The organism is Aneurinibacillus sp. Ricciae_BoGa-3, assembly GCF_028421645.1.
Lineage (GTDB): Bacteria > Bacillota > Bacilli > Aneurinibacillales > Aneurinibacillaceae > Aneurinibacillus_B.
In genome coordinates this window covers 1,460,946-1,485,067 of the sequence record NZ_CP116887.1, presented here as the reverse complement: position 1 = coordinate 1,485,067, position 24,122 = coordinate 1,460,946, and the positions used below count along the sequence as shown (strand labels likewise).

Sequence of the window (24,122 nt, the reverse complement as noted above, 5' to 3'; positions counted from 1 at the left end):
AACATGAAAAAGGTAAAAGAAAACCCTTATCGGCGTTTGGGATGAACCGAGACACCGATAAGAGCTTATCGTCTGATTGCCTGTATGTTATTTAGATAAACGCTTCATCAATTCCGCCTGCTCCGCCTCGAAGCCTGGCTTACCAAGTAAAGCGAACATGTTCTTCTTGTACGCTTCAACACCTGGCTGATCAAACGGATTAACACCCATTAGCAATCCACTAATCCCACAGGCTTTCTCGAAGAAGTAAACCATTTCGCCAAAGGCAAATTCATTTAATTCATCGAGTTCGACGACCATGTTGGGCACGCCGCCATCTACGTGGGCCAGTACGGTTCCCTGAAAGGCTTTTTTATTCACTTCATCCATGGTTTTGCCAGCCAGGAAGTTCAGACCGTCAATGTTCGCCGGATCTTCGCCAATGGTCAGCTCTATTCGAGGTTTTTTAACCTGGACAACCGTCTCAATCAGATCACGCCTGCCTTCCTGCACATACTGTCCCATTGAATGCAGGTCGGTGGTAAAGTCAACAGAAGCAGGGAAAAGTCCTTTTTGATTCTTCCCTTCACTCTCCCCAAACAACTGCTTCCACCACTCAGACACATAATGAAGGGCAGGTTCATAGTTCACGAGCAGCTCGATGGATTTGCCTTTCCGATAAAGGGCGTTACGAACAGCCGCGTACTGATAACTTTGATTAGTAGCAAGCTCTGGGTTGTTGTATTTCTTCGCAGCAGCTGCGGCACCTTCCATCATTCGGTCAATATCCAGTCCAGCTGCAGCAATAGGCAGAAGTCCTACTGCAGTCAGCACGGAATATCTTCCACCTACATCGTCAGGAATGACAAAGGTTTCATACCCCTCTTCATCCGCCAGTTTTTTCAGGGCCCCTCTTGCCTTGTCGGTGGTCGCATAAATGCGTTTTTTTGCTTCTTCCTTGCCATATTTCTTCTCCATGTAGTCACGGAAAATACGGAAGGCAAGTGCAGGCTCTGTTGTTGTACCGGATTTAGAGATAACATTAATTGAGATATCTTTGCCTTCCAGCAGCTCTAACAAATGGGAAACATAGGTCGAGCTAATATTTTGGCCTGCAAAATAAACTTGAGTGGTTCCGTTCATCTGGTTGTGGAATGAATGGGACAGTGACTCAATTGCGGCTCTGGCACCCAGATAGGATCCACCGATCCCAATTACAACCAACGCATTGGAATTGCTGCGAATCCTCTTTGCGGCCTGTTTGATTCGTGCAAATTCCTCTTTATCATAGTTAAGCGGCAGGTCCACCCAGCCAAGATAATCAGAACCCGGTCCTTTTTTTTCATGAAGCATGGTATGAGCTACTTTCACAAATTCGCCCAGATTATCTACTTCACTTTGCTCCATGAATGATAGTGCGTTTGAATAATCATAAGAAATCGTCATACAGCTCTTCTCCTTTGCATCCTTATTATTTGAATGAACTTAGAATTTAGGAGCTTTTGCCCAGTCAGCAGCGAATTTTTCCAGGCCTTGGTCAGTTAATGGATGCTTAGAAAGCTGTTCAATTACTTTATAAGGAACAGTCGCAATGTGAGCGCCAGCCATAGCTACACGGGTTACATGATCCGGGTGGCGGACAGAAGCGGCAATGATTTGCGTATCGAAGTTGTGGACAAGGAACAGCTCAGCAATTTTCTCGACTAACAGTACACCATCCTCAGAAATATCGTCCAGGCGGCCTAAGAATGGAGATACATACGTTGCGCCTGCGCGAGCAGCAAGAAGAGCCTGGTTTACAGTAAAGATAAGGGTAACGTTCGTTTTAATGCCTTTATTATTAAGGTAGTTACATGCCTCTAATCCTGCTAATGTCATTGGCAGTTTGATGGTGATTTTTTTGTCCCCGCCATTAATTTTAATCAGTTCTTCTGCTTGAGCGATCATATCTTCAGCTGAAGTAACGTCAGGTGTTACCTCAGCAGATACCGATTCAACAAGAGGTACTGCCTTACAGATTTCTTCAATGCGATCTTCGAATTTGATGCCCTCTTTCGCGACTAAGGAAGGGTTGGTTGTTACGCCGGATAGAACACCAATTTTATAAGCTTTTTTAATGTCGTCAAGATTTGCAGTGTCAATAAAGAATTTCATGTTAAATGACCTCCGTTTTTTTAAAAATCACTTGCACATTTTTTATTATTTCGTATCTACTGCATGTCCACCAAACTCATTGCGAAGTGCAGCGACTACTTTACCTGTAAATGTATCATTCTCTAAAGAACGGTAACGCATCAACAGTGACATCGCGATAACCGGGGTAGCCGCTTGAAGATCCAACGCTTCCTCAACTGTCCATTTTCCTTCACCGGAAGAATGCATGGTACCTTTAATTGCATCCAGTTTTGCATCCTTAGAAAATGCGTTTTCTGTCAACTCCATTAACCATGAGCGAATAACGGATCCGTTGTTCCATACTTTTGCCACTTTCTCGTAGTCATAGTCAAATCCGCTTTTTTCTAATACCTCAAATCCTTCACCAATAGCTGCCATCATCCCGTATTCAATTCCGTTATGCACCATTTTCAAGTAATGGCCGCTTCCAGCTTTTCCCGCATATAAGTAACCATTCTCTACAGCTGTATCGCGGAAAAGAGGCTCGACCACTTCCCAAGCTTCAGCGTCTCCGCCGATCATATAACAAGCGCCATTGCGGGCCCCTTCCATACCACCGGAAGTACCTGCATCCATGTAGCTTACCCCTAATTCCTTTAATTCATTGTAACGGCGAATGGATTCTTTATAGTGGGAATTACCAGCTTCAATCACGATATCACCTTTGTCTAACAAAGGTGATACTTCACTAAGAACGGAATCAACAACGGAGTGTGGAACCATAATCCAGAGCACGCGTGGTGTTTCCAGTGATTGGACCATTTCCTTAAGGCTGGATGTACCAGCAGCTCCATATGCTTTCATCTCTTCTACAGCATTTGTATTTAAGTCGAATGCTACTACATTATGTTGGTGATCCATTAGATTCTTACCCAAGTTTAAACCCATTTTACCTAAACCGATTAATCCAACTTGCATAATGATTGCCTCCCCTGAATTTCTTTATGAAAGAATGCTTTTTGCCGTTTTCACCACATTTTCTGTGGTAAATCCAAACAGCGCCATTACCTCTGCTCCCGTTCCTGAAGCGCCGAAGGTATCAATAGAGAGTATTTTTCCCTCTGGTCCCACATAACGTTGCCAGCCAAGAGAGATTCCCATTTCCAGTGACACACGCTTCGTCACGGCAGAAGGAAGAACGAGTTCTTTATATTCATCCGATTGCTTATCAAAAAGTTCCCAGCTAGGCATCGCCACGACACGAACGGATACATTTTCTTTTTCCAGTTCGGCCTTAGCATTAACAGCCAGTGAAACTTCAGAACCTGTACCAATCAAGAGGACGTCCGGCTTCTCATTCGTCTGCGTTAGCACATACCCACCTCTAGAGATGCTGTCAATGTTCGCTTTTGTTTCCTCGAACACCGGTAAGTTTTGGCGGCTGAGAATCAAGGCAACTGGACCTTCTGTCTGCTGAAGCGCATAGGCCCAAGCGCTTGCTGTTTCATTTGCGTCTGATGGGCGAATGACTGTAAGGCCAGGAATTGCACGAAGAGCAACCAACTGCTCGACCGGTTCATGAGTCGGGCCATCTTCGCCCACAGCGATAGAATCATGCGTAAACACATAAGTAACAGGCAGTTTTTGTATGGCAGCCAGTCGAATCGAAGGGCGAAGATAATCGTTGAACACAAAGAATGTACTTACAAAAGGCTTCACTCCGCCATGAAGCGCCATTCCGTTGCCTGCAGCACCCATTGCGTGCTCGCGAACACCAAAGTAAACGTTGCGGCCTGCATATGATTCTACTGCAAAAGCAGCTTCTCCCTTGATATCAGTCATCGTGGAGTGGGAAAGGTCAGCACTTCCTCCAAAAATAGCAGGAACGGTTTTTACAAAGTGGTTGATCGCTTCACCGCTTGCAACTCGAGTGGAAACAGCTTTAGCTCTATCAAACGTTAAAATGTCCTGGGCATCGATGAGAACTTCACCTTTAATGGCATTTTGCAATTCGTTTGCTAAAGCAGGGAACGCATCTTTATAAGCATTGAAAACTTGATTCCACTCATTTTCTGCTGCAATACCGCGCTGTTTCAGTTGGTTAAAGTGTGCCCTTACTTCATCTGGAACGAAGAAATCTTCCTCATATTCCCAATTGTAAGCCAGTTTCGTTGCCTTCGCTTCTTCAACGCCAAGCGGGGCGCCATGCGCTTTATTTGTGCCGGCAACTTTCGGACTGCCATAACCAATGATAGTCCGGATCTCAATAATGGTTGGCTGATCCAGGTTCTGTTTCGCTTTTTCAATCGCTTCTGTGATTTCTTTCACATTATTTCCGTCTTCAACCCACAAATACTGCCAGTTAACAGATTCAGCTCTTTTTTGTGTATTTTCAGAGGAAGACAAGTTTAGTTCGCCATCCAAAGAAATATCGTTAGAATCATATAAGGCAATCAATTTTCCTAGTTTCATATGTCCAGCCATTGACATTGCTTCATATGAGATACCTTCCATGAGGTCGCCGTCACCAACAAGAGCGTATGTAAAGTGATCAACCACCGGGTATCCTTCTTTGTTAAACTTCGCAGCTAAATGCGCTTCTGCCATGGCCATCCCTACCGCGGTAGCAATACCTTGTCCCAGAGGGCCGGTTGTTGCTTCCACTCCATGCGTGTAACCATACTCAGGGTGACCTGGTGTCCTGCTGTGTAATTTACGGAAGTTCTGTAAATCTTCAATCGTTACATCATACCCAGTTAAATGAAGTAAACTGTATAGCAGGCTCGAACCATGACCGGCGGAAAGAACAAACCGATCCCGGTTAAACCATTCTGCATGATCCGAATTATGACTTAAGTGATTCGCCCACAATGCATAAGCCATTGGGGCGGCTCCCATAGGCAGCCCTGGATGGCCGGAGTTGGCGCGGTTGATAGCATCAATCGATAAAGTTCTAATGGTGTGAACCGCTAGTGTTTCAATGTCGTGTTTCATATGTTTTGTTCCTCCCAACAATTTTTTCTCTATTAAACGGGTAGGGCTAATTCTGAGAGTTCAGTAGCTTCCTCATCAGAGTCTTTATCCAGCCACCATTTAAAGCCATCTTGTTCTAACAATTGGCGGGACGCCTCTGGTCCATAGGAACCCGATTCGTAGGAATGAAGCGGCACGTCATTTCCTTCAAAAGCATCCAGAATAGGTTGCACCCAGCTCCAAGCCAATTCTACCTCGCTCCAGTGGGCAAAGAAGGTTGAGTCACCACGGAATGCATCGTAGATTAAACGCTCATACGCTTCCGGTACACCGTATTGTTCTGCTGAGAAGTTAATCCGTACAGGCTCGATTTCTCCGCCGTTTAATGCGTTTTTACTGTTTAATTGTAAAGAAACATTTTCATTCGGATTGATTTCGATGATCAAAATATTTGGTGCTACTTTTTCATTCTTTATATTATACAACTCTTTTAATGGGTTTTTGAACTCTAGCACGATACGTGTAGATTTTTCTTTCATTCTTTTTCCCGTACGGATGTAGAATGGTACTCCGCTCCAGAAAGGATTATCGATCCACAGGCGCGCCGCCACGAAGGTATCATTTTGTGAAGTAGCCTCAATGCCCAGTTCATCTTTATAACCTGCAACCGGCTGGCCCGTAATTTTCCCTGGACCATATTGGCCGCGAACAACGTCTAAAGCCACGCTGTCTTTCGTTAAAGGACGAAGTGCCTCCATGACTTTTCTTTTTTCATCGCGGATTTCTTTGGCGCTGATGCGTTTTGGCAGGTGCATCGCTGTCATCATCAACATCTGCAGCATGTGGTTTTGAACCATGTCACGAATGGCTCCTGCATGGTCATAATAACCTGCTCGCTCCTCTACTCCTACCGTTTCACTCGCCGTTATTTGTACATTGGCTATGTACTTATTGTTCCATAGGCTTTGTAGGATTGGATTTGCAAATGCCAAAGCTTCTAGATTTTGCACCATCGGCTTTCCAAGGTAATGATCAATCCGATAGATCTCATCTTCCTCAAAGGCTTTGCTTAGCTTTTCATTTAGAATTCGGGCAGATTTCAAATCATGTCCAAATGGTTTTTCAATAATAAGGCGTTTCCAGCCTTTTGTTAGGCCCAATCCTCTTTCTTTGATATTTAAAGCAATAACATCAAAGAATTCCGGTGCTACGGAAAGATAGAATAGGCGATTTTGCGGAAGATTTAATTCGGCTTCACGTTGCTGAACCAAATCCAGCAGCTTCCGATAGTCTTGAGGGTTTGTTGCGTCTAAAGCCTGGTACCGAAAGGCATCCAGAAACGCTTGCATGTCAGAAGAATCTTCTACTGCCCGTCTGGAAAAGGTTTTTACCGATTGCTTTACATGCGATTGGAAATCAGCATGGGACATTTGCCCTCTACCCAGGCCAATAATGGAAATGGGCTGCGGTAATTTATGATCCAGATATAAATTATATAGTGCTGGAAAAATTTTTCTCTTGGCTAAATCCCCGGTCGAACCAAATAGAACAAAGGTCATAGACTCCATTATTTTATCCACCTCTTTACAAAACTTTGGCTTAAATAAATCTTCTCTCACTCCGCTGCAAAAACCGTCCAAAAAAAATAATCTAAAGCTAAATGCATTTAGTTATTAGATACTTTTTATGATATCGGTTATATTACGTAACCAATAGTAACTCTGAAATTATTGAACGTCAAGTGATTTGTGAACAATTCATGAACTTATTTAGCCCTTATATATAAGCAGAAGTCGATTTTTTTCTGCATTCAAAAATGTAAAACGCTTACTTTTTGAAAAAAAATACAATTGTAATTAAGTTACTTTAAATTACTTGTATCACAATTGATAAGATCACTTAATATTTGCGGTCACAATGAATCAAAAGTGATCATCATTGACCCTATGGTTTGATAATAATGTTATTTATGAACCCTGTTTCTTCATAATAATGTTTTTCTGTTTATCTAACGTAATGACAACGTCTGCCATTTTCACAAATAAACCATTTTCTACAACACCTGGAATCATGTTAAGATTTCGCTCCAACTCTTTAGGATGCGGAATACCCGAAAAGGCACAGTCAAAAATATAATTGCCGTTATCCGTCTTATAAGGTGTGCCATTCGATTGGCGAAGTTGCGGCTGGCATCCTAATCTCGCTATGTGTTTCATTGTCAGTTCAAATGCAAAGGAAATGGTTTCCACCGGTAGGCGCATCGTTCCTAATTCCCCTACCAACTTCGACGGATCAGCCACCACAACAAAAGTTTTCGCCGCTCTGGCAATAATTTTCTCCCTTAAGAGGGCGCCGCCTCCGCCTTTTATAAGATTAAGCTGTGAATCAACTTCGTCCGCTCCATCTATCGCCACATCGATTTGTTCAATTTCCGCAAACTTTGCGAGAGGAATCCCCCATTCTTTTGCTAGTTTTTCCGTTTGAACAGAAGTGGCACATCCTCGAATCGACAGGCCTTGTTTAACTAGCTCTCCAAGTTTACAAATGGTATAAAAAACAGTTGAACCCGTACCAAGCCCAACTACCATGCCATCTTTAACAAACTCTGCCGCTTTTTCTCCGACTATTTGTTTCTCGTTCACATTTGTTCTCTCCTTTTACCGTTCCGATTCACCTTCTTCATGCGGCTGCTGCTTAAGTCACGGACTTGTCTGCCTGTATGGCATTTACACCAGGCAAAGGTTTACTTTTTGCAAGCTCTTAAAAGGAGAATGAATAAGCTGGCCATTTTTCCAGCCAATCATCCCGCCTTTTTGGTTTTCCAATAATAAACGGACAGATAATTCGCCCATCCGGCTGCTCATTATCCGATCGTAAGCAGTAGGTGATCCTCCTCGCTGGATTTGCTCCATGACCATGATCCAGGTATGATCAAAGCCTGTTTTTTCCTTAAACAATCGGTCCATTTCGTTTGCTTGCATGTTCCCTTCCGCAAGTACAACTATGGTGTGTGGATCTCTGCGTTGAAGGCCCTGTCGGATGCGTTCAAACATTTCCACATCATAGTTGTCTGCTGAGGTTACAATGAAACTTGCACCTACGCACTTACCTGCCCGTCGCGCAATGTTTGCGGCATTTCGTCCCATAACTTCAAACACGTAAGTTCGTTCATGAAAAGATGACAAATCCAGGATTCTATCCATCATCTTGACTACGTTATTAACGGCTGTATCGAATCCAATCGTGTAGTCGGTATGGCTAACGTCATTACTAATTGTTGCTGGAATGCCTATTGTTGGAAAACCAAGGGCATTTAATTCTTCTGCACCTATTATGGAACCATTCCCACCGATTACGACCAACCCGTCCATATCTCTTTCCTTCAAAGAGCCAGCGCTTGACGCTGTCCCTCCAATAATTTGAATGTCTCACTGCGTGAACTTCCCAGAATGGTTCCCCCGCGGTGTATCGTATTATCTATGCTTTCCATGTCCATCCGCAAAAAATCACCCGCAATTAATCCTGCATAGCCTTCCCGTACGCCGTGTACTTCTACCCCGTTACGGATTCCGATGCCAACTACGGCTCGAATGGCAGCATTCATTCCTGGTGCTCCCCCGCCACTCGTCAATACTGCAATCTTTTTCACATTTATCCGTCTCCTCTTTTACTGTGTCAGTGCACGCTGCAAGTTAGCGGAATTTAAGCTTGAATTTTCCTTTTTAAGCTATGCTGTCCCTCAATAAAACGAATCGTTCCTGTTCCAGCGCGCATCACAATCGAATGGGTTGTCCCTGTATTTCCTTTATAATGGACCCCTTTTAGAAGCTCACCATCTGTCACAGCAGTTGCAACAAAAAAGGCATCCTCACCTTTCACAATGTCCTCCATCTTTAAGACGCGGTTAACATCTTCTATGCCCATTTTTTTGCAGCGAATCCGTTCTTCTTCTGTTTGAGGCAGGAGTTTCCCTTGAAACTCACCCCCTAAGCATTTTAATGCAGTAGCGGCTAATACACCTTCGGGAGCTCCTCCTGATCCAAGCAAAATATCGACCCCTGTATTTTCAAATGCTGTATGAATGGCTGCTGCAACATCCCCATCTTGAATGAGCTTAATTCTTGCCCCTGATTCACGAATTTCCCGAATGATTTTCTCATGTCTCTTTCGATCAAGAATAGCGACTACTATGTCTTCAATTTTTTTATTTTTTGCTTTGGCCACAGCCGTAAGATTCTCAATCACGGAGGCATTAATGTCGATCTTTCCAGCGGCTTCTGGGCCTACTGCAATTTTTTCCATATACATATCCGGCGCATGCAGCAGGTTGCCGCGCTCTGCTACAGCTATAGTAGCTAGAGAGTTAGATGTTCCTGCGGCAACAATATTGGTGCCTTCAAGCGGATCAACCGCAATGTCAACTTCGGGGCCAGCGCCGGTGCCTAATTCTTCGCCGATATACAGCATCGGCGCTTCATCCATTTCACCTTCACCAATCACAACTGTGCCTTTCATATCAATGGTATTAAACATATCACGCATACCTTGTGTGGCTGCCTCATCTACTTCATCTTTCTTACCTTTTCCCAACCATCTTCCAGCAGCTAAAGCTGCTGCTTCCGTGACCCGGACAAGTTCGATTGATAAATTTCTGTTCATGCTGCATCTCCTGTCCCTCGTTGTTGTAAAATATTTCACAAAAAATTTTTATTGTCTCCACTGTCTTCTAACTTGTTCTTGAGCCAAACGCAAGACTTCTTCTTTTTTGGCCCTTCTATCGACAATAACATTAGTCTGGTAGTCTTCTCCTCTATAATTAACCGTAACTGTTATTTCCACCATCTGTGTTCCACTCCTTTCAATCAGAAAAATGGGCTGACCATAAGCCATATCGGAGGCTTTGAGGTTTGCCGTGCTCAGACCTGCTAAAAACTTGTCGGCGCCAGGCCTTAAGCGTTACCAGCCGAAACCTGCGTTTATATGCATAAGAAAATGTATATTCTTATCTGTCATTTTAAATACTTTTTTAATGTAGGTTATCTAACGTAACCATCATAACTCTAGAAAAATGTGTCGTCAATATGAACATTTTAATTTTTTAAAGGATTAATTTTGTACAACATTGTTATTATAAGTACATTGGATATTTTTAGAGTATTAAGTGTAATTTTTCTTTGATCTCTATATTCGACTAAACTATAGGTTCCGTTACTTTTGAAGGTTCAGGTAAAGTTCCGTGGGGAATGATTACACAGAATTAAATTTAATTACATAGGCTGGTATTAAGTACATATCCTTCCACATAGCGCAAGGAGGAAAAAGGGTGGGATGAAATGCCAAAAACAAGTTGGAGGGTTATAGGTAAAATTTCTCGGCCGCTTGGCCCTGTTTGGGTTGTCATCCGTCGAAAAAGAGGGAAGAAACAAAAGGGTTATTTTAAGTTTGCTACGCGGAAAAATCAAAAACGTGTTGGCCCTTTACTTGCCAATGAAATGATTTCTTATCGTTTAGGGAATTTGCTTAAGTTAAATGTTGCCACTATTCTAAGGGCGAGGATTAAAGGTAAGCAAGGTACTGTTTCCCTTGTTAAGCCAGCTCGAAACCATTACACGTGGAAGCAGCTGGATAAAAAGTTAGAGCATCCTGTTATTTACTACATCAAGAACAGGAAAGAACTTTTAAAAACATTGGTATTTGACATGTGGATTTGCAATCTGGACAGACACGGGGACAATCTTATCGTATATCCCACCGGAACAAAGCTGAACTTTTACCTGATCGATCACGGCCTGGCATTACTCGGGGCTGTGAAATGGAGAAAAGAGGAATGGGATTCTCCTTACTGGAACCATGTAACAAAGTACAATAAACACTATCCCAGCGGGTTAATTCCTTATATTTATAGCTATCGACAATTGTCTCCTTATGTACAGATGATACAAAACACCCCTGTATCTAAGATAAAGCAAGTTGTTAATTCAACACCTGCTTCAATTCTTCCAGCTCGTAGCAAGAGGGTTGTAATAAAGCTTCTTTTGAAGCGACAAAAGAAGTTAGATGTTATCGTTCGCCTATGGTTTAAAGAATATTTTCGAACAAAAAAACCGCTCAAATAAGCGGTTTAAAAATAGCGATCCATTATTTCATGACTTTCCAGGCACGGTACAAATCCTGCACCATGCCAAGCTTACTTTTTCCTTCGGTGAGGGTTTTGAAAATTTTCTTTTGCTTATCACGCTTGGGCGTGCCATCAACGGTGAAGAATTGGCTGGCTGCCTGGTTAATCATCGGAAGATACTCCTTAAAATACTGCGGGTGATTCTCAAAAGTATGGGTGGTGTCTTTGTATTTCTTAAGGTCCTTGCCGACAAAGCTTTCAAGCAGGCGAATGCGGTAAGAATCCAGCATATTCTCCGAGAAATCATTTGCTTCTTTTGCCGTAATAATTGTCTCGGCAGCTATGCGGCCTGCGGTCATCGCCATATTACTGCCTTCCCGGTGAATGGCGTTAACCATCTGGCCTGCGTCTCCCACCACAACCACACCGTTGCCAACAATTTTTGGCATAGAGTGGTAACCGCCTTCAGGAATCAGATGCGCGGCATATTCCATCGATTCGCCGCCCCTGATTAGCGGCCGGATAATCGGATGGGTTTTAAGGTAATCGAGCAGGTCATAGGGACGCATCCGCTGCTTAATCATGCCGGAAAGCGTGGTCCCCACCCCAATATTGATGCTGTCTTTATTCGTATAAATAAAACCAGTTCCCAGCGAACCTTTGGTTGCGTCTCCAAATATTTCGATGGTGGTTCCTTGATTTGGCTCAAGATTAAAGCGATCTTCAATCTTTTCCGATGGCAGATTAATAACTTCCATAACGGCCAATGCCACTTCATCGGGTTTAAACTCCTTATGGAAGCCAAGTGACTTGGCGAGCAAGGAATTCACACCATCTGCCAGCACGACAACATCGGCGTACACGTCCCCATCCGGACGATCTGTCCTGACTCCAATCACGCGTCCGTCTTCCACGATGCATTGTTTTACCACGGTTTCATTGATGAGCAGCGCTCCTTGTTCAACAGCTTTGCTCGCATACCACTGGTCAAACTTGGCACGCAATACGGTAAAATTATTGTATGGCTCCTTCGCCCACTCCAGTCCCTTATAGCCGGAAGTAAAAACTGAATCCTCTCCCAGCATCCAGAAGCGCTGTTCCACAACCGGACGTTCAACGGGCGCTTCTTTATAAAATCCTGGGATAATTTCTTCCATCTGCTTGCGGTAAAGAACGCCACCCATCACATTTTTTGCTCCAGGATATTCTCCGCGCTCGATTAAGAGAACATTTAATCCCGCCTGCGCCATAGTGAAGGCCGCAGAAGTTCCGGCAGGACCGGCTCCTACTACAATTGCGTCAAATTTTTCAGCCATTTATCACTGCACCGCCTTTACGTGCTTTTTGGAACTCCTCTATTAAAAGGGGAACGATTTCGAAGGCATCCCCAACAATGCTGTAGGTTGCAACATTATGAATCGGAGCTTCCGGATCTTTATTGATTGCAATAATGAATTCCGAATTCTGCATGCCTACAATGTGCTGTACGGCTCCTGAAATCGCGATAGCAAAGTAGATTTTAGGGGTGACCGTTATGCCCGTCTGTCCGATTTGGTAATGATGATCGATCCATCCGGCTTCTACAGCATCCCGGCTGGCTCCTACGCTTGCATTAAGCACCTCGGCAAGTTCATAACAGATTTGGAAGCCTCGTTCATCACCAAGCCCCTTACCTCCTGCTACAATAATGTGGGCTTCATCCAGCTTGATTCGCTGGCTGGTATCCCTTACGATATCAAGGACGCGGGTTCTTAAATCACTCTCCTGAAGCCCTATGGGCTCCTCTATAATTTCACCTAACCTGCCTTTAATAGGCTCAATAGCCTTCATCACCTTTGAACGGACGGTAGCCATCTGCGGCCTGTGATTCTTACAGAGAATGGTGGCCATGATGTTACCGCCAAATGCTGGGCGGCTTGCTTCCAGCAAGCGTTGGGATGGATTGACATCAAGCATTGTGCAGTCCGCTGTCAACCCTGTTTTAAGCTCAGTTGCGACAGCACTCGCAAGGTCTTTGCCATTCGAAGTTGCTCCATACAGAATAATTTCCGGTTTATGTTTACGGCATAAATCTGCTACGCCCTTCATGTAGGCTTCGGATCGGTAGTGCCGAAGGATCGGGTCGTCAATCACAAATAATTTATCTGCGCCGTATTCGAAGCATGTATCAGCCAGATCCCGAACGCCATCACCCAGCACAAAACCGCACAGCGGGGTCTCCAGCTTATCGGCGAGCCGGCGGCCAGCACCAAGGAGCTCTAGTGAAACCTTCGCAATAACGCCATCCGTCTGATCGATGAAAACCCACACGCCTGCATGCTCGGCAAACGGATCATTTCTTTCTGCTTTTTTCTCTGGCTTGTTAGCTGAAGTCGCGGCAGGCGCTGAGAAAATTGGGGACGATGGTTCAGCCGAATGTTGTGCGGGCTGAGCTTGGGGCGCTGACGCAGCCGGTTTTGAGGCCACTGAAGCATCTTCTGCAGGAGCAGGAACTTGGGCGGCAGGTTTTTTCGTTGGATTTGGCAGACTGATAGCTTCCGTTGGACAAACAGGGATGCATTCCTGGCATTCTTCGCATTTCGAAACATCGACTTCACATTGATCCGATCCTAAGTAGAGAGCGCCCACTGGGCAGGTGTCAACACATGTGCCGCATGAAATGCAGGCTGCGGAAATGGAAACGGCCATGTTACTTTGTCCCCCCTTCTATCAACAACTCACGCTTTTCTTTCATTAAAATGTCAACAAGTGCCCTTACCTGCTGTTCCGGTTTACCTTCCAGTCTTTTGCCGCCTTCAGGCTTCGGCGGGCTGAACATTTTTCCTACGATGGTTGGCGACCCTTTTAACCCCAGCTGGGCTCGATCCACATCCTCTAAATCGTTGACAGTCCACACTACCGGTTTATAGCGGGCGGCCCGAATCATGTTCGGCATAGGAGAGTACGGAACCTCGTTAATCTCCTTTTCTACGGTAAGCAGGCATGGGACCCGGGATTGCAGCAACTCATACCCGTCCTCAAGCTTGCGGTGCACAAGTATCTCTTTGTTTGCTCCATTAATTTCCTGGACGTTCTTCACGCTTGTTAATGCAGGTATTCCCATGCGTCTTGCTATTCCGGGGCCCACCTGGCCTGTATCCCCGTCGATAGCCATTTTGCCGCAGATCACAAGATCAATCGGTTCTTCTTTCTGAATGCGCTCGATCGCTTTCGACAGAGCGTAACTGGTGGCCAGCGTGTCTGCTCCTGCAAATGCACGGTCAGAAATTAAATAACCCGCGTCAGCCCCGATCTCTACACACTTCTTAATAGCAGCAACAGCCTGCGGAGGTCCCATGGAAAGTACTGAAACTTTTCCTCCGTAACGGGCACGCAGACGCACCCCTTCTTCTACAGCATGGGTATCATACGGATTAAGAATAGCCGGTACTCCCCGCCGATCCAACGTGTTTGTTTTCGGATCAATTTTAATGATTTTCGTATCCGGCACCTGTTTAATACACACCAGAATATGCATGATAACTCCCCCTTTATGCTCAAAATCATATAGATACCGCAACAAAGGTGAATCTGAATCGAAATTTAGCGGACAATCTCGGGTGCAGATTTATGTGTATAAGAAAGTTTATACGTTGGGGCAATAGAAAAAGACATAAACACTATTACAAATATTAATAATGTAATGTTTTTAATTATATTAATATTCCGATTTTTTAAATCAAGCCTTTTCTATTTATTCTTTCTCATCGTATCCACAGAACAGGGCATGTATTACAGTTATTCGATAGTTTTTGCGGTATTCCTTTTGCAGGATGAAAAAAAAGACAGGGCATCCCTGTCTTTTGAAATTCCTTCTTCTGGTTAAATCCATCTAAAACGGGCTTATTTATAAGCAGCTGTAGACTTTAATAGCTGCTCATAACGCTTCTCGTTGCCGTGCAACTGTGAAAAAGCTACGTTAATCATCTCCATATCATTCGTCCGGATAGCTTGGCGGATTAATGCCGGAAGCCGTTTATATCTTTCTATCATGGTCAGGTAATCGTTATACAGCCCAATTAAATCCGCACTGGGTTTTGGTATAGACAGCGCGTGTTTGATGGCCGCTTCATAAGAAGGCATGGTGTTCTCCAGGTTACGGGTCCATTCTTCAGGCTGAAATTGTCCCTGGATTGCACCCTCAAGCTGGGTAACGGCTGTGTTTAAATCATTCATGTATTCGACTTCTTGTATTGCAAAATCCGCGCTGTTTTGTGCCGATTCTATTAATACGGTATCTGCAGCGTCTATTGTTGTCTTGTATACTTTTACCGTTCCATCGCCTGTTTTGTTTTGAAGGCTCTGGGGTAAAGTGGAGCAGCCGCTAGCAAAGCAGAACAATACAATAACCATAGCCACTCTCATTGCGCCGGTTCTTTTCAAAGACAACCCCCTCCTTTAGTTAATAACTATTCGAATAAAAGAAGCGGTATTACCTAATCGTTTCCCACCCACTTTCTCTTTAAGATTTATTGTTGCAATTTATTGCTGCAAAAGTTCACAATAACTAAAGAAGAAAGGTGGATAAAGAATGGAACAATGGGATGTTATTGTTATCGGGGGCGGACCGGCGGGCTTAATGGCCTGCGTCTCAGCTGCCCAGCAGAAGGCCAGGGTTCTTCTGCTTGATAAAGGGGAAAAATTAGGACGCAAACTGATGATCTCGGGAGGCGGGCGATGCAATGTAACAAATGCAAAGCCCCTGGAAGAACTGATTAAAAATATTCCGGGAAACGGGAGGTTTCTTTATAGTGCATTAAACGAGTTTAATAACCAGGATATTATGGCTTTTTTTACGGGAATCGGCATACAGCTAAAAGAAGAAGACAGAGGCCGCATGTTTCCGGCTAACGATAAGGCAAAAACAGTCGTAAATGCGCTTATTCAGGAGGTAAAACGACTGGGTGTCTCCATTCGTACAAACCAGCCGGTCGCACACATTATGTTTGATGAGACATCGGTCCGCCGGGTAGTCCTTCAATCGGGTGAAACGCTCGAATGCAAGTCAGTTGTGATCGCTGTCGGGGGATGCTCTGTTCCTGCCACCGGGTCTACGGGAGATGGGTACTCATGGGCAGAGGCCGCGGGGCATACGATCACCGACTTATACCCTACTGCCGTGCCACTTACAGCATCGGATAACTATATTGCGGAAGGCCGGTTACAAGGCTTGTCCCTGCGCAATGTTGTGCTTAGCTTATATAATCCGAAAGGGAAAAAACTTTGTACAGAAGAAGGCGATATGCTGTTTACCCATATCGGCGTTTCCGGACCTGCTGTTCTGCGCACGAGTCATTACGTCTCCACAGCCAGGAAAAAGTTTGGTGACATACCGTTATCGCTCACCATTGATCTAATGCCGGATAAATCACTCGCTGACGTTAACGAGGAAGCCACACTGCTTCTCAAAGAGGAGCCAAAAAAGGCCATTAAAAACGTGCTTCGGGCCTACCTGCCTGAAAGAATGCTTAAACTTATGCTCGAAATGGCCGTTTTAGATGAAAACATCACATACCATGATCTACCAAAAGATAGGTGGGCATCGTTTATTAAGCTTATCAAGCAATTTCCTGTTACCGTTTCTGGCACCCTCTCTATGGAACAGGCCACAGTTACAGGCGGAGGCGTTAATACAAAAGAAGTGGATCCGAGAACGATGCAATCAAAATGTAAACAGGGTCTGTTCTTTGCCGGGGAGGTGCTGGATGTACATGCCCATACAGGCGGATATAACATCACCGTAGCTTTCACCACCGGACATGCGGCGGGTGAAGCGGCAGCAAAGCAGGCGCTGGGAATTGAGAACAGCTTCTCGCCCCTTAAACTTAAAAAAAGCTGATTCTGGTCCCGGGGAGGCGGACGGTTTTATCGCCGCGCTTACCGGGACTATTTAGGTTCTAATCCATAAGACAGACGAGCATGTACCTATATTTTACAAAAAAAACACTTGAATTTACAGAATATTTTATTATCATTAAGCATACAGACCTATTTATCATAATTTTCTGCTTTGTAAACACTTTTAATAAAAAGGGGGTGCTAGATCAAGTCTTATTGTAATAGAAATACAAAGACCCAAAATACCAGATGTTAGGAGTGAATGTTATGTCTAATCTTGCAAAAAGCAGAAGTTCCAATACGACAAACCGAATCGGCGGGATCGATTACAGCGCGATCGTCCGCAGCGGAAAATTCAGGGAGCTTATGGCTGCCAAGAAGAAATTTATTATTCCATTATGTATTTTCTACTTCGTGTTTTACTTTGCATTGCCGATTATGACATCCTACAGTAAAGTTCTCAATACGCCTGCTTTTGGACCGATTACATGGGCCTGGGTTTTCGCATTTGCGCAGTTTATTATGACATGGTCGTTGTGCAGTCTGTACACTAAGAAAGCTGCAGGTTTCGATAAGATCGTAGAAGACATCGTAGAAGAAAATAATGCAAGGGAGATGAAAGTATGAATGTTACCGCCTTTATTTTCTTTCTGCTAATTGTCGCCGCTACACTTTTGATTACGTATTACGCTTCTAAGAAAACCAATACGACCAGTGAGTTCTATACTGCTGGCGGCGGGTTAACAGGCTGGCAGAACGGACTTGCAATTGCAGGCGATTATATGTCGGCTGCCTCTTTCCTGGGAATTGCCGGAGCGATCGCCCTGACAGGGTTTGATGGTTTCTTCTACAGCATTGGCTATTTGGTGGCGTATCTGGTTGTCCTTTATATCGTAGCTGAACCGCTTCGCAATCTTGGAAAATACACGATGGCTGATATGATAGCCGCCCGCTTTGACGATAAGAAAATCCGTGGGGTAGCAGCTTTTAATACGATTACAATTTCTATTTTTTACATGATTGCCCAGTTGGTCGGGGCAGGCGGACTCATTAAATTACTCCTTGGTTTAGATTATACAACCTCTGTTCTTATTGTGGGCGTCTTAATGACTGTCTACGTTATCTTCGGCGGAATGACCGCCACTAGCTGGGTACAAATCGTGAAAGCCGTTCTGTTAATGGCAGGCACCTTTATTATTTCGATTATGGTTTTCGCTAAATTTCACTTCAGCCTGACGGAAATGTTTGACCATATGAAAACAGCAACACCGCTTGGGCAAAAATTCCTGAACCCGGGGGTGAAGTATAAAGACGGGTTGGATAACATCTCGATGAATGCGGCCCTCGTATTGGGCACCGCTGGGCTGCCGCATATCCTCATCCGTTTCTTCACTGTAAAGGACGCGCAAACGGCCCGTAAATCTGTTGTATACGCCACATGGCTTATTGGTATTTTCTATGTGATGACGATCTTCCTGGGCTTTGGCGCGGCAGCTTTTGTAGGCAATGACAAAATCATCGCAGCTAACAAAGCAGGGAATATGGCTGCCCCGCTTCTGGCGCAGGCCCTCGGCGGCGACCTGCTGATGGCATTTGTCTCGGCGGTTGCTTTCGCTACAATACTTGCTGTTGTGGCTGGCCTTGTGCTCGCTGGAGCCTCAGCGTTTGCTCATGACTTCTACGGGCACATCGTTCGAAAGGGTGAAGCAACAGAGAAAGAACAGATGGTTGCGGCGCGCTGGGCATCGGTCGGCGTAGCTGTGATCTCCGTAATACTGGCTTTGTTTGCCCAGAAGTTAAATGTTGCGTTCCTTGTATCTCTTGCGTTCTGCGTTGCTGCCAGTGCAAACCTGCCCGTCATCATCTTTACCCTGTTCTGGCGCAAGTTTAATACAGCGGGCGCCATTACCGGTATGCTTGTGGGTCTGCTGACAGCTTTAATACTTGTCGTCGTAAGCCCCAACGTATTTGATCCAACGCCTGGCAAAGCGATTCTAGTTGGCACACCGCTGATTAAGCTAACCAACCCGGCCATAATTTCCATTCCGATTGGATTCATAGCCGCCTATCTTGGCACCGTAATCTCCGGCCGCAGAGAAAGCGATGCGAAGTATGATGAAGTCCTGGTGAAGGCAAACACAGGCATACAGGAACCAGCATAAAAATTTTTGGTTTCGGAAAGGTTTAAGCCCGTCCATAAAAGGGTAATATAAAAATGAACCTACTCCCCTTGAATATTGCAACTGACTCTCACACCTCTACTCCCTAAATTGGGCACATCTTATGATGTGTCCCTTTTTTTCGTACAAGAAAGTATATTTCGCTTTAAAGTAGTAAAGTTTCTGCTGGGACCGATAGGTCCCTTTCTCTTTGTTAATATGGAAAGTTTATATGCTTCACAGTGTTGAAGTGCCTTGAGCGATTTTTTAAATGGGACCTCCGGTCCCGAAACACCCAAGAAAAACACTGCCACTGCGACAATAACAGAAAAAAGAGCACCAGCTACGGTGCCCTTCTGTATCAGTTATCAAATCGCTCAGCTGCCAAATGATAAGCCTTATTCGCCAGCTCAAACGCTTCTTCATATTGGCAGTTGCGGAAAGCTTTTTCCGAGTGGCTCAATAATCCGGCTATTTCCCTATCGTAACGGCGAAAACGATTTGTCCGTTGGATCTTTTCTTCTGTCTCCTTGCAGATGCGGATCATCTCTGCCGCATTTTCCAGAAGAGTAATCACCTGATCCCTGGCCTCTTTCATAAAGTGTTCCACCTTCTGCATATTAAGCGGAACTTCTTCCAATCCGTATTCGACTGCAACAATTGAATCACGCGTAATTTTAATCTGATTGCATACTTCCTCCGGTATACCGGGGAGATGAACGCGTTTTAGCTGCAGTTCCACACGTACAACATCCGTCTTAAGTTTGCCGACTGTTTGCCTTGCGGTAAGTTCGCCTTTGCGAAATTCTTTTAATTCGCTCATTACCGTTTCCCTGCGCTCTATCATGACAGCCGCCCGTTCAGATGCCTGCGCAAGCGTTTCCCGGCTCCGTTCGAAACTTGCATCTTCATCGGCAGCTCCCGCGGCCTGAGAAAGTGCATGCGAGATTTCAGCCAACACTTCAGGAATCTGTTGATAATATTGAAAGGCTTCCCCTTCTTCAACCTGATATCGCTGCGATAAATCATCTAATTCAGTTTTCAGGTATTTCTCGTCTTCTTCAAGAACGGACAGCTGATAAGGGAGTTGGTCTAAGTACTTGCGGTACTGCTGCCTGCTTGTTACAATCTCCTCCATTGACTGGTATACACTTTCGATCTGTTCCCGAATACCGGCCACTTCACTTTCCACATCAGAAGTCCTGCCATCTTCAAACAAGGTAGGAAGCTGTTCCGCCCTGGACTTGATTTTAGCAAGCGCAGCAGCAAACAATTCCCCTCGATTTGTATAACCCTGATCCATCATTTCGGTGCAGTCGTCATCCAACTGCCGGATTTCCTGATGCAGATCCTTTTCAATCGTTTGCCTTAAAAAAGGCAGTTTTTGTATGGCTTCAAACAGGTTTTTTTGACCCTCATACAATTTAAGAAGCTTGTCCTTGCAGGGTTCGAACTCTCCCTTCTCCCACATCTGCCTGATTTCAAGAGATTCTTTGGAGAATTGATTGACCTGCTCCTTGATTGCGTGAAAAGAAGCACTATATTGGATGCGGAGCTCGTCCAGCCGCCGTTCAATCTTTAGCTGCTGTTCTTCCACTTCAGCTGTTAGCGAACGAATATCCCCCAGTGTTTCACTTAACTTCTCTGTACGCCTTCCCAATTGAAAAAAATCGTCCTCGATGCGCTGCAGCTTCACTTTGGCTTCCTGAATGATTTCCCTGCCTCTTCTGAAACGAAATTTTCCAAGTGTCTCTTCTGCATCTGCTAGGATTAGCTCTACATCGGCTATGGCATCCTTTTTCATATCATCCAGCGCAGTCAGTATCTGCAGGTAACGCTCCCGAACTTTAAGCGGCTCCTTCTTCCACTCGATTCCTACACTGAAATCATTCAGTTCACCCAGCAGGCGGTCACGCCATTCATCGACTTCATCCAACTGTTTGAGTATGCGGCTTCTCTGTACGTATGCCCATACAACTACAATCGCTGCTGCAATTAACAGGCCAACGGCTGTCATTAACCACATCGGGAGCGTTTCGACGTTGGCTGCCTTTGCAGCCGGCGCAGAAGCGGCAAGGGCACCTATCACCAACCCGCTTGCTTGATTTTCCTGATTGCCTGATATCATGCCGGCGATATCATTCACCGGACTGTCAAGCGGCTGCGCAACAACTGCCGCAAATACGCGTCCGGAACCTATCAAATTTATTAAAAATAATAAAATTATAAAGACAGAGAGTCGCTGGATGTTTCCACTCATCTTACGTATACTCCTTTAGTAGAATGCCATTCTTAATTAATTAGGTGCCGACTTATAAAGTTCCTGCTAGCAGGTGTCACTTTTCATCGAGAAAGCGCCGGCTTTGTCGCCAGGAACAATCAACCGCAGTAAAATTGCACATGTATAATCTATCATCCGTTCCACAAATTGTTCATCAAGCGGCTCCACATAAAATACTTCCCGCAGAATTTGGGGATGGGTGTAAGGATAACTCATAATAGAAAACAAGTGGATAGAGATACTCTCCACTGACAGTTGAACAAATTCCCCCGATGTTACCCCTTCTTCTAAAATGGACGCAAAGTAGTGCTTTAATCTCGCTATGTATGTACTCATAATTTCTCTGCCCAGCATGGATTCAACGGAGAGTTCCCGCTGAATAAGGCGTGTTACCTGGTAGGACTCACATTGAAAACGGATAAAGGCCTCCAGCATGTTTGTAAGAAGTTCATACAAGGTTGTCCAATGACTGTTATACCTGCAGTCATCCAGCCTGTAAAAGAGCCCTTCATAATAAGCCACCATGACGTGTTCCAAGAGCCCTTTTTTATTAGTAAAATAGTAGGAAATAAGTGCAACATTCACATTGGCCTCTGCAGCAATTTGGCGGACCGTTGTGCCGTCAAATCCCTGGGAATCAAAAAGCTTTATAGCTGCTTCCACTATTTTATTTTTGGTCTGCTTCGGTGTTCGTTTAGGCATAACGCACCTCCGGACGACATACGCCCTTTTTATTATAGTGGAAAAACCATATCTGCGCCAACCAAAAAACCTTGCTTTTATGAAAGCAAGGTTGATTTCTTTTTCTTTTTTACATAGTTGATACCGAGCATAAAAACTACCAGTCCGATGCCGATGAGTACAAGCTTTCCTTTATGGGCCTCCCAGTTAATCATGTAATGGCCCAGCACCGATTCAAAAAAAACAGCTGGGATTTTGCCAAGCAGTGTAGCCAGGAGAAACCACTTAAATGGTATTTTGGATATGCCCGCCGCGGTATTGATTGCGCTGGAGGGCAGAACGGGAATCCATCGTGCCAGCAGAATGATGATAAAACCTTTCGTTTCAGCATGCCGGTTAAGATTTTTTACAAATGAATGGTGGCCCATTTTTTTCTCTGCCCAGTCCCTCGCTGCATAGCGGGCAAGGGCAAAGTTTGCAAGCGCAGCCATAACAGCGGCAAACCAGCTAACCCCGAAGCCAACCCATAAACCGAATGCCAGAACATTGGCCCCTGCGAGAAGTACAAACGGAATGACTGGAAAAAAAGTTTGAATGACAACCGCTGCTATTGCAATAAAAAAAGCCACCCAGCCATACGATTGAATATTTGCGGCCACCTCTTGAATATTTCCGGACCGTAACATCTGACCTAATTCGGTCTGCATAAGTAAGACAATTATTACGCCCAGGAAGAGGACTGAAAAAATAATTTTTTTCAACCGGCTGCCTCCTCTACACTTGTGTTCCAACTTATTTGTGCTTCTCATTATATCATTGATTGGTAAAAATTGCTCCCCATTATCCGTGAATTGTTCCAGAAAATTGATAGGAATTTCTTCCTGCTGGATTTATACCAGAGAATACGTGTAGACCCCGTCCCGCTGCTCAATTCGCACACGGCCCTGTGCTTCTAATAAGTCCAGATGCCCCACGGTGTCTGACATGGTGAGGGGCAGTTCTTTTTTATAAATAAGCGGGAAAAACTCCGCTGAAAGCTCATATGCTGTTTTCGGCCCCTTCTCAAGCAATGCTGCTAATTTGTCCGCCCGGTACAAGTTTCTACTCAAGCGGCTGGCGATAAGAGCCCGATAATCCGTAATTTCATCCCCGTGGCCTGAAAACATTCTTGTAATCGGCATTTGTGAAATTTTCCCCATTGCCTCACGATACACCAGAATAGGCCGGGCCCGTTCTGCTTGCCTCTCAAACGGCGGTTCAATAAACGCGTTTGCTGGAACTTCTTTGATAAGAAAGTCCCCCACTATCATAGCGCCATCTTTTTCTCTGTAAAGCGCCAGGTGATCCTGAGTATGCCCGGGTGTAAAAACAGTAAGCCATTCGGATTCCCCTGGCAGCGTAATGCCACCTTCAAGCGTGGTATGGACAGGTGCTGGATCCGTAAACGCATTCATCTGTGTCCGAAACTTTTCCAGAAACCCAAGCAGCTCATTGGGCACGCCATTTTCATGATAGAAGTTGCGAAAAAATGAATCGTGATACGCTAAATACTCATCATCTAAGTTGATCATCGGAACAGCATGGGGATGGGCAATGACACGGGCGTCTGTGTGTTCGAGTATTTCAGCTGTAAGCCCGCAGTGATCCACGTGAGGATGGGTTAAAAATATGTGATCGATATCGCTCCAATTCAGCCCATTTTGCTTAATAAAAACAGCAAGTAATTCACGGGCTTCTTTCGTTTTTGGCCCCGTATCCACCATTGTTACCGTATTTCCTTTAATGATATATACATTTACAGGCCCTACGCTGAAAGGTGTCGGGATACGAAGACAATAAATTTCAGTTGGCGTCTGATTCATAGGTACCTCCCCTGACTGAATAATCATTCATTATTAGTTTAAATGAAAGAGGCTCCCATTGGGAAGCCCAGTTTATT

20 protein-coding genes and 2 pseudogenes are annotated in these 24,122 nt (G+C 44.7%); 4 read left to right on the top strand and 18 right to left on the bottom strand.

The genetic code is table 11. The annotated features are described in order from the left end of the window. Positions 1-87: 87 nt before the first annotated feature. The 9 genes and pseudogenes from PP175_RS07630 to PP175_RS07590 all read right to left on the bottom strand — a co-directional run bounded on the left by PP175_RS07630 (position 88) and on the right by PP175_RS07590 (position 9,909). Positions 88-1,425, bottom strand: coding sequence for a glucose-6-phosphate isomerase (locus PP175_RS07630; protein WP_272442183.1), 1,338 nt, complete (start codon positions 1,423-1,425; stop codon positions 88-90). 39 nt (positions 1,426-1,464) lie between these two features. Next, a complete protein-coding gene (fsa, locus tag PP175_RS07625) occupies positions 1,465-2,133 on the bottom strand; it encodes a fructose-6-phosphate aldolase (protein ID WP_272442182.1) in 669 nt (222 codons plus the stop codon). Positions 2,134-2,178: 45 nt separating this feature from the next. Continuing rightward, positions 2,179-3,072, bottom strand: a complete 894-nt coding sequence (gene gnd, locus PP175_RS07620) for a phosphogluconate dehydrogenase (NAD(+)-dependent, decarboxylating) (protein ID WP_272442181.1) — start codon at positions 3,070-3,072, stop codon at positions 2,179-2,181. Between the two features lie 24 nt (positions 3,073-3,096). Further along, entirely contained in the window at positions 3,097-5,088 is a 1,992-nt protein-coding gene (tkt, locus tag PP175_RS07615; protein WP_272442180.1) for a transketolase, read from the bottom strand. Positions 5,089-5,120: 32 nt separating this feature from the next. Beyond that, positions 5,121-6,635 carry a glucose-6-phosphate dehydrogenase gene (gene zwf, locus PP175_RS07610; protein ID WP_272442179.1) on the bottom strand — a complete coding sequence of 505 codons (1,515 nt, stop codon included), beginning with the start codon at positions 6,633-6,635 and terminating at the stop codon, positions 5,121-5,123. Positions 6,636-7,034: 399 nt separating this feature from the next. Then, the gene (gene rpiA / locus PP175_RS07605) at positions 7,035-7,709 is read right to left on the bottom strand and encodes a ribose-5-phosphate isomerase RpiA (protein ID WP_272442178.1); all 675 of its coding nucleotides are present in this window, start codon (positions 7,707-7,709) and stop codon (positions 7,035-7,037) included. 84 nt (positions 7,710-7,793) lie between these two features. Continuing rightward, positions 7,794-8,671: pseudogene (locus PP175_RS07600) on the bottom strand (ATP-dependent 6-phosphofructokinase). 98 nt (positions 8,672-8,769) lie between these two features. After that, positions 8,770-9,726: a class II fructose-bisphosphatase gene (glpX, locus tag PP175_RS07595; RefSeq protein ID WP_272442177.1), complete on the bottom strand. Its 957-nt coding sequence runs from the start codon at positions 9,724-9,726 to the stop codon at positions 8,770-8,772. A gap of 48 nt (positions 9,727-9,774) precedes the next feature. Beyond that, positions 9,775-9,909, bottom strand: coding sequence for a BA3454 family stress response protein (locus PP175_RS07590; RefSeq protein WP_272442176.1), 135 nt, complete (start codon positions 9,907-9,909; stop codon positions 9,775-9,777). Positions 9,910-10,400: 491 nt separating this feature from the next. On the opposite strand from PP175_RS07590, the gene PP175_RS07585 reads away from it, so the two are divergent. After that, positions 10,401-11,183 carry a hypothetical protein gene (locus tag PP175_RS07585; RefSeq protein ID WP_272442175.1) on the top strand — a complete coding sequence of 261 codons (783 nt, stop codon included), beginning with the start codon at positions 10,401-10,403 and terminating at the stop codon, positions 11,181-11,183. Between the two features lie 22 nt (positions 11,184-11,205). Here the strand turns inward: PP175_RS07585 and PP175_RS07580 are convergent, their stop codons facing one another. The 5 genes and pseudogenes from PP175_RS07580 to PP175_RS07560 form a co-directional block, all read right to left on the bottom strand. Continuing rightward, positions 11,206-12,501, bottom strand: a complete 1,296-nt coding sequence (locus tag PP175_RS07580) for an FAD-dependent oxidoreductase (protein ID WP_272442174.1) — start codon at positions 12,499-12,501, stop codon at positions 11,206-11,208. Then, entirely contained in the window at positions 12,494-13,495 is a 1,002-nt protein-coding gene (locus tag PP175_RS07575; RefSeq protein WP_272443211.1) for an electron transfer flavoprotein subunit alpha/FixB family protein, read from the bottom strand. Before PP175_RS07575 ends, PP175_RS07580 begins: the two co-directional genes overlap by 8 nt. Before the next feature lie 234 nt (positions 13,496-13,729). After that, positions 13,730-13,873, bottom strand: a pseudogene (locus PP175_RS07570) (4Fe-4S binding protein); the annotation flags it as partial. 1 nt (position 13,874) lies between these two features. After that, positions 13,875-14,705, bottom strand: a complete 831-nt coding sequence (locus tag PP175_RS07565) for an electron transfer flavoprotein subunit beta/FixA family protein (protein ID WP_272443210.1) — start codon at positions 14,703-14,705, stop codon at positions 13,875-13,877. A 362-nt stretch (positions 14,706-15,067) separates the two neighbouring features. Further along, positions 15,068-15,607, bottom strand: a complete 540-nt coding sequence (locus PP175_RS07560) for a hypothetical protein (RefSeq protein ID WP_272442173.1) — start codon at positions 15,605-15,607, stop codon at positions 15,068-15,070. A 148-nt stretch (positions 15,608-15,755) separates the two neighbouring features. Here PP175_RS07560 and PP175_RS07555 point away from each other — a divergent pair, with 148 nt between their 5' ends. From PP175_RS07555 to PP175_RS07545, 3 genes are all read left to right on the top strand, one after another. Then, positions 15,756-17,063 (top strand): BaiN/RdsA family NAD(P)/FAD-dependent oxidoreductase, encoded by a 1,308-nt coding sequence (locus tag PP175_RS07555; RefSeq protein ID WP_272442172.1) that lies wholly within the window; start codon positions 15,756-15,758, stop codon positions 17,061-17,063. A gap of 266 nt (positions 17,064-17,329) precedes the next feature. Next, entirely contained in the window at positions 17,330-17,689 is a 360-nt protein-coding gene (locus PP175_RS07550; protein ID WP_272442171.1) for a DUF485 domain-containing protein, read from the top strand. After that, positions 17,686-19,224, top strand: coding sequence for a solute symporter family protein (locus PP175_RS07545; RefSeq protein ID WP_272442170.1), 1,539 nt, complete (start codon positions 17,686-17,688; stop codon positions 19,222-19,224). Before PP175_RS07550 ends, PP175_RS07545 begins: the two co-directional genes overlap by 4 nt. Positions 19,225-19,582: 358 nt before the next feature. Here the strand turns inward: PP175_RS07545 and PP175_RS07540 are convergent, their stop codons facing one another. The 4 genes from PP175_RS07540 to PP175_RS07525 all read right to left on the bottom strand — a co-directional run bounded on the left by PP175_RS07540 (position 19,583) and on the right by PP175_RS07525 (position 24,045). Next, positions 19,583-21,481, bottom strand: a complete 1,899-nt coding sequence (locus tag PP175_RS07540) for a septation ring formation regulator EzrA (protein ID WP_272442169.1) — start codon at positions 21,479-21,481, stop codon at positions 19,583-19,585. A 66-nt stretch (positions 21,482-21,547) separates the two neighbouring features. Beyond that, positions 21,548-22,204, bottom strand: a complete 657-nt coding sequence (gene refZ / locus PP175_RS07535; protein WP_272442168.1) for a forespore capture DNA-binding protein RefZ — start codon at positions 22,202-22,204, stop codon at positions 21,548-21,550. 77 nt (positions 22,205-22,281) lie between these two features. Further along, positions 22,282-22,944 (bottom strand): TVP38/TMEM64 family protein, encoded by a 663-nt coding sequence (locus PP175_RS07530; RefSeq protein ID WP_272442167.1) that lies wholly within the window; start codon positions 22,942-22,944, stop codon positions 22,282-22,284. 129 nt (positions 22,945-23,073) lie between these two features. Next, positions 23,074-24,045 carry an MBL fold metallo-hydrolase gene (locus PP175_RS07525; protein ID WP_272442166.1) on the bottom strand — a complete coding sequence of 324 codons (972 nt, stop codon included), beginning with the start codon at positions 24,043-24,045 and terminating at the stop codon, positions 23,074-23,076. Positions 24,046-24,122: the final 77 nt, after the last annotated feature.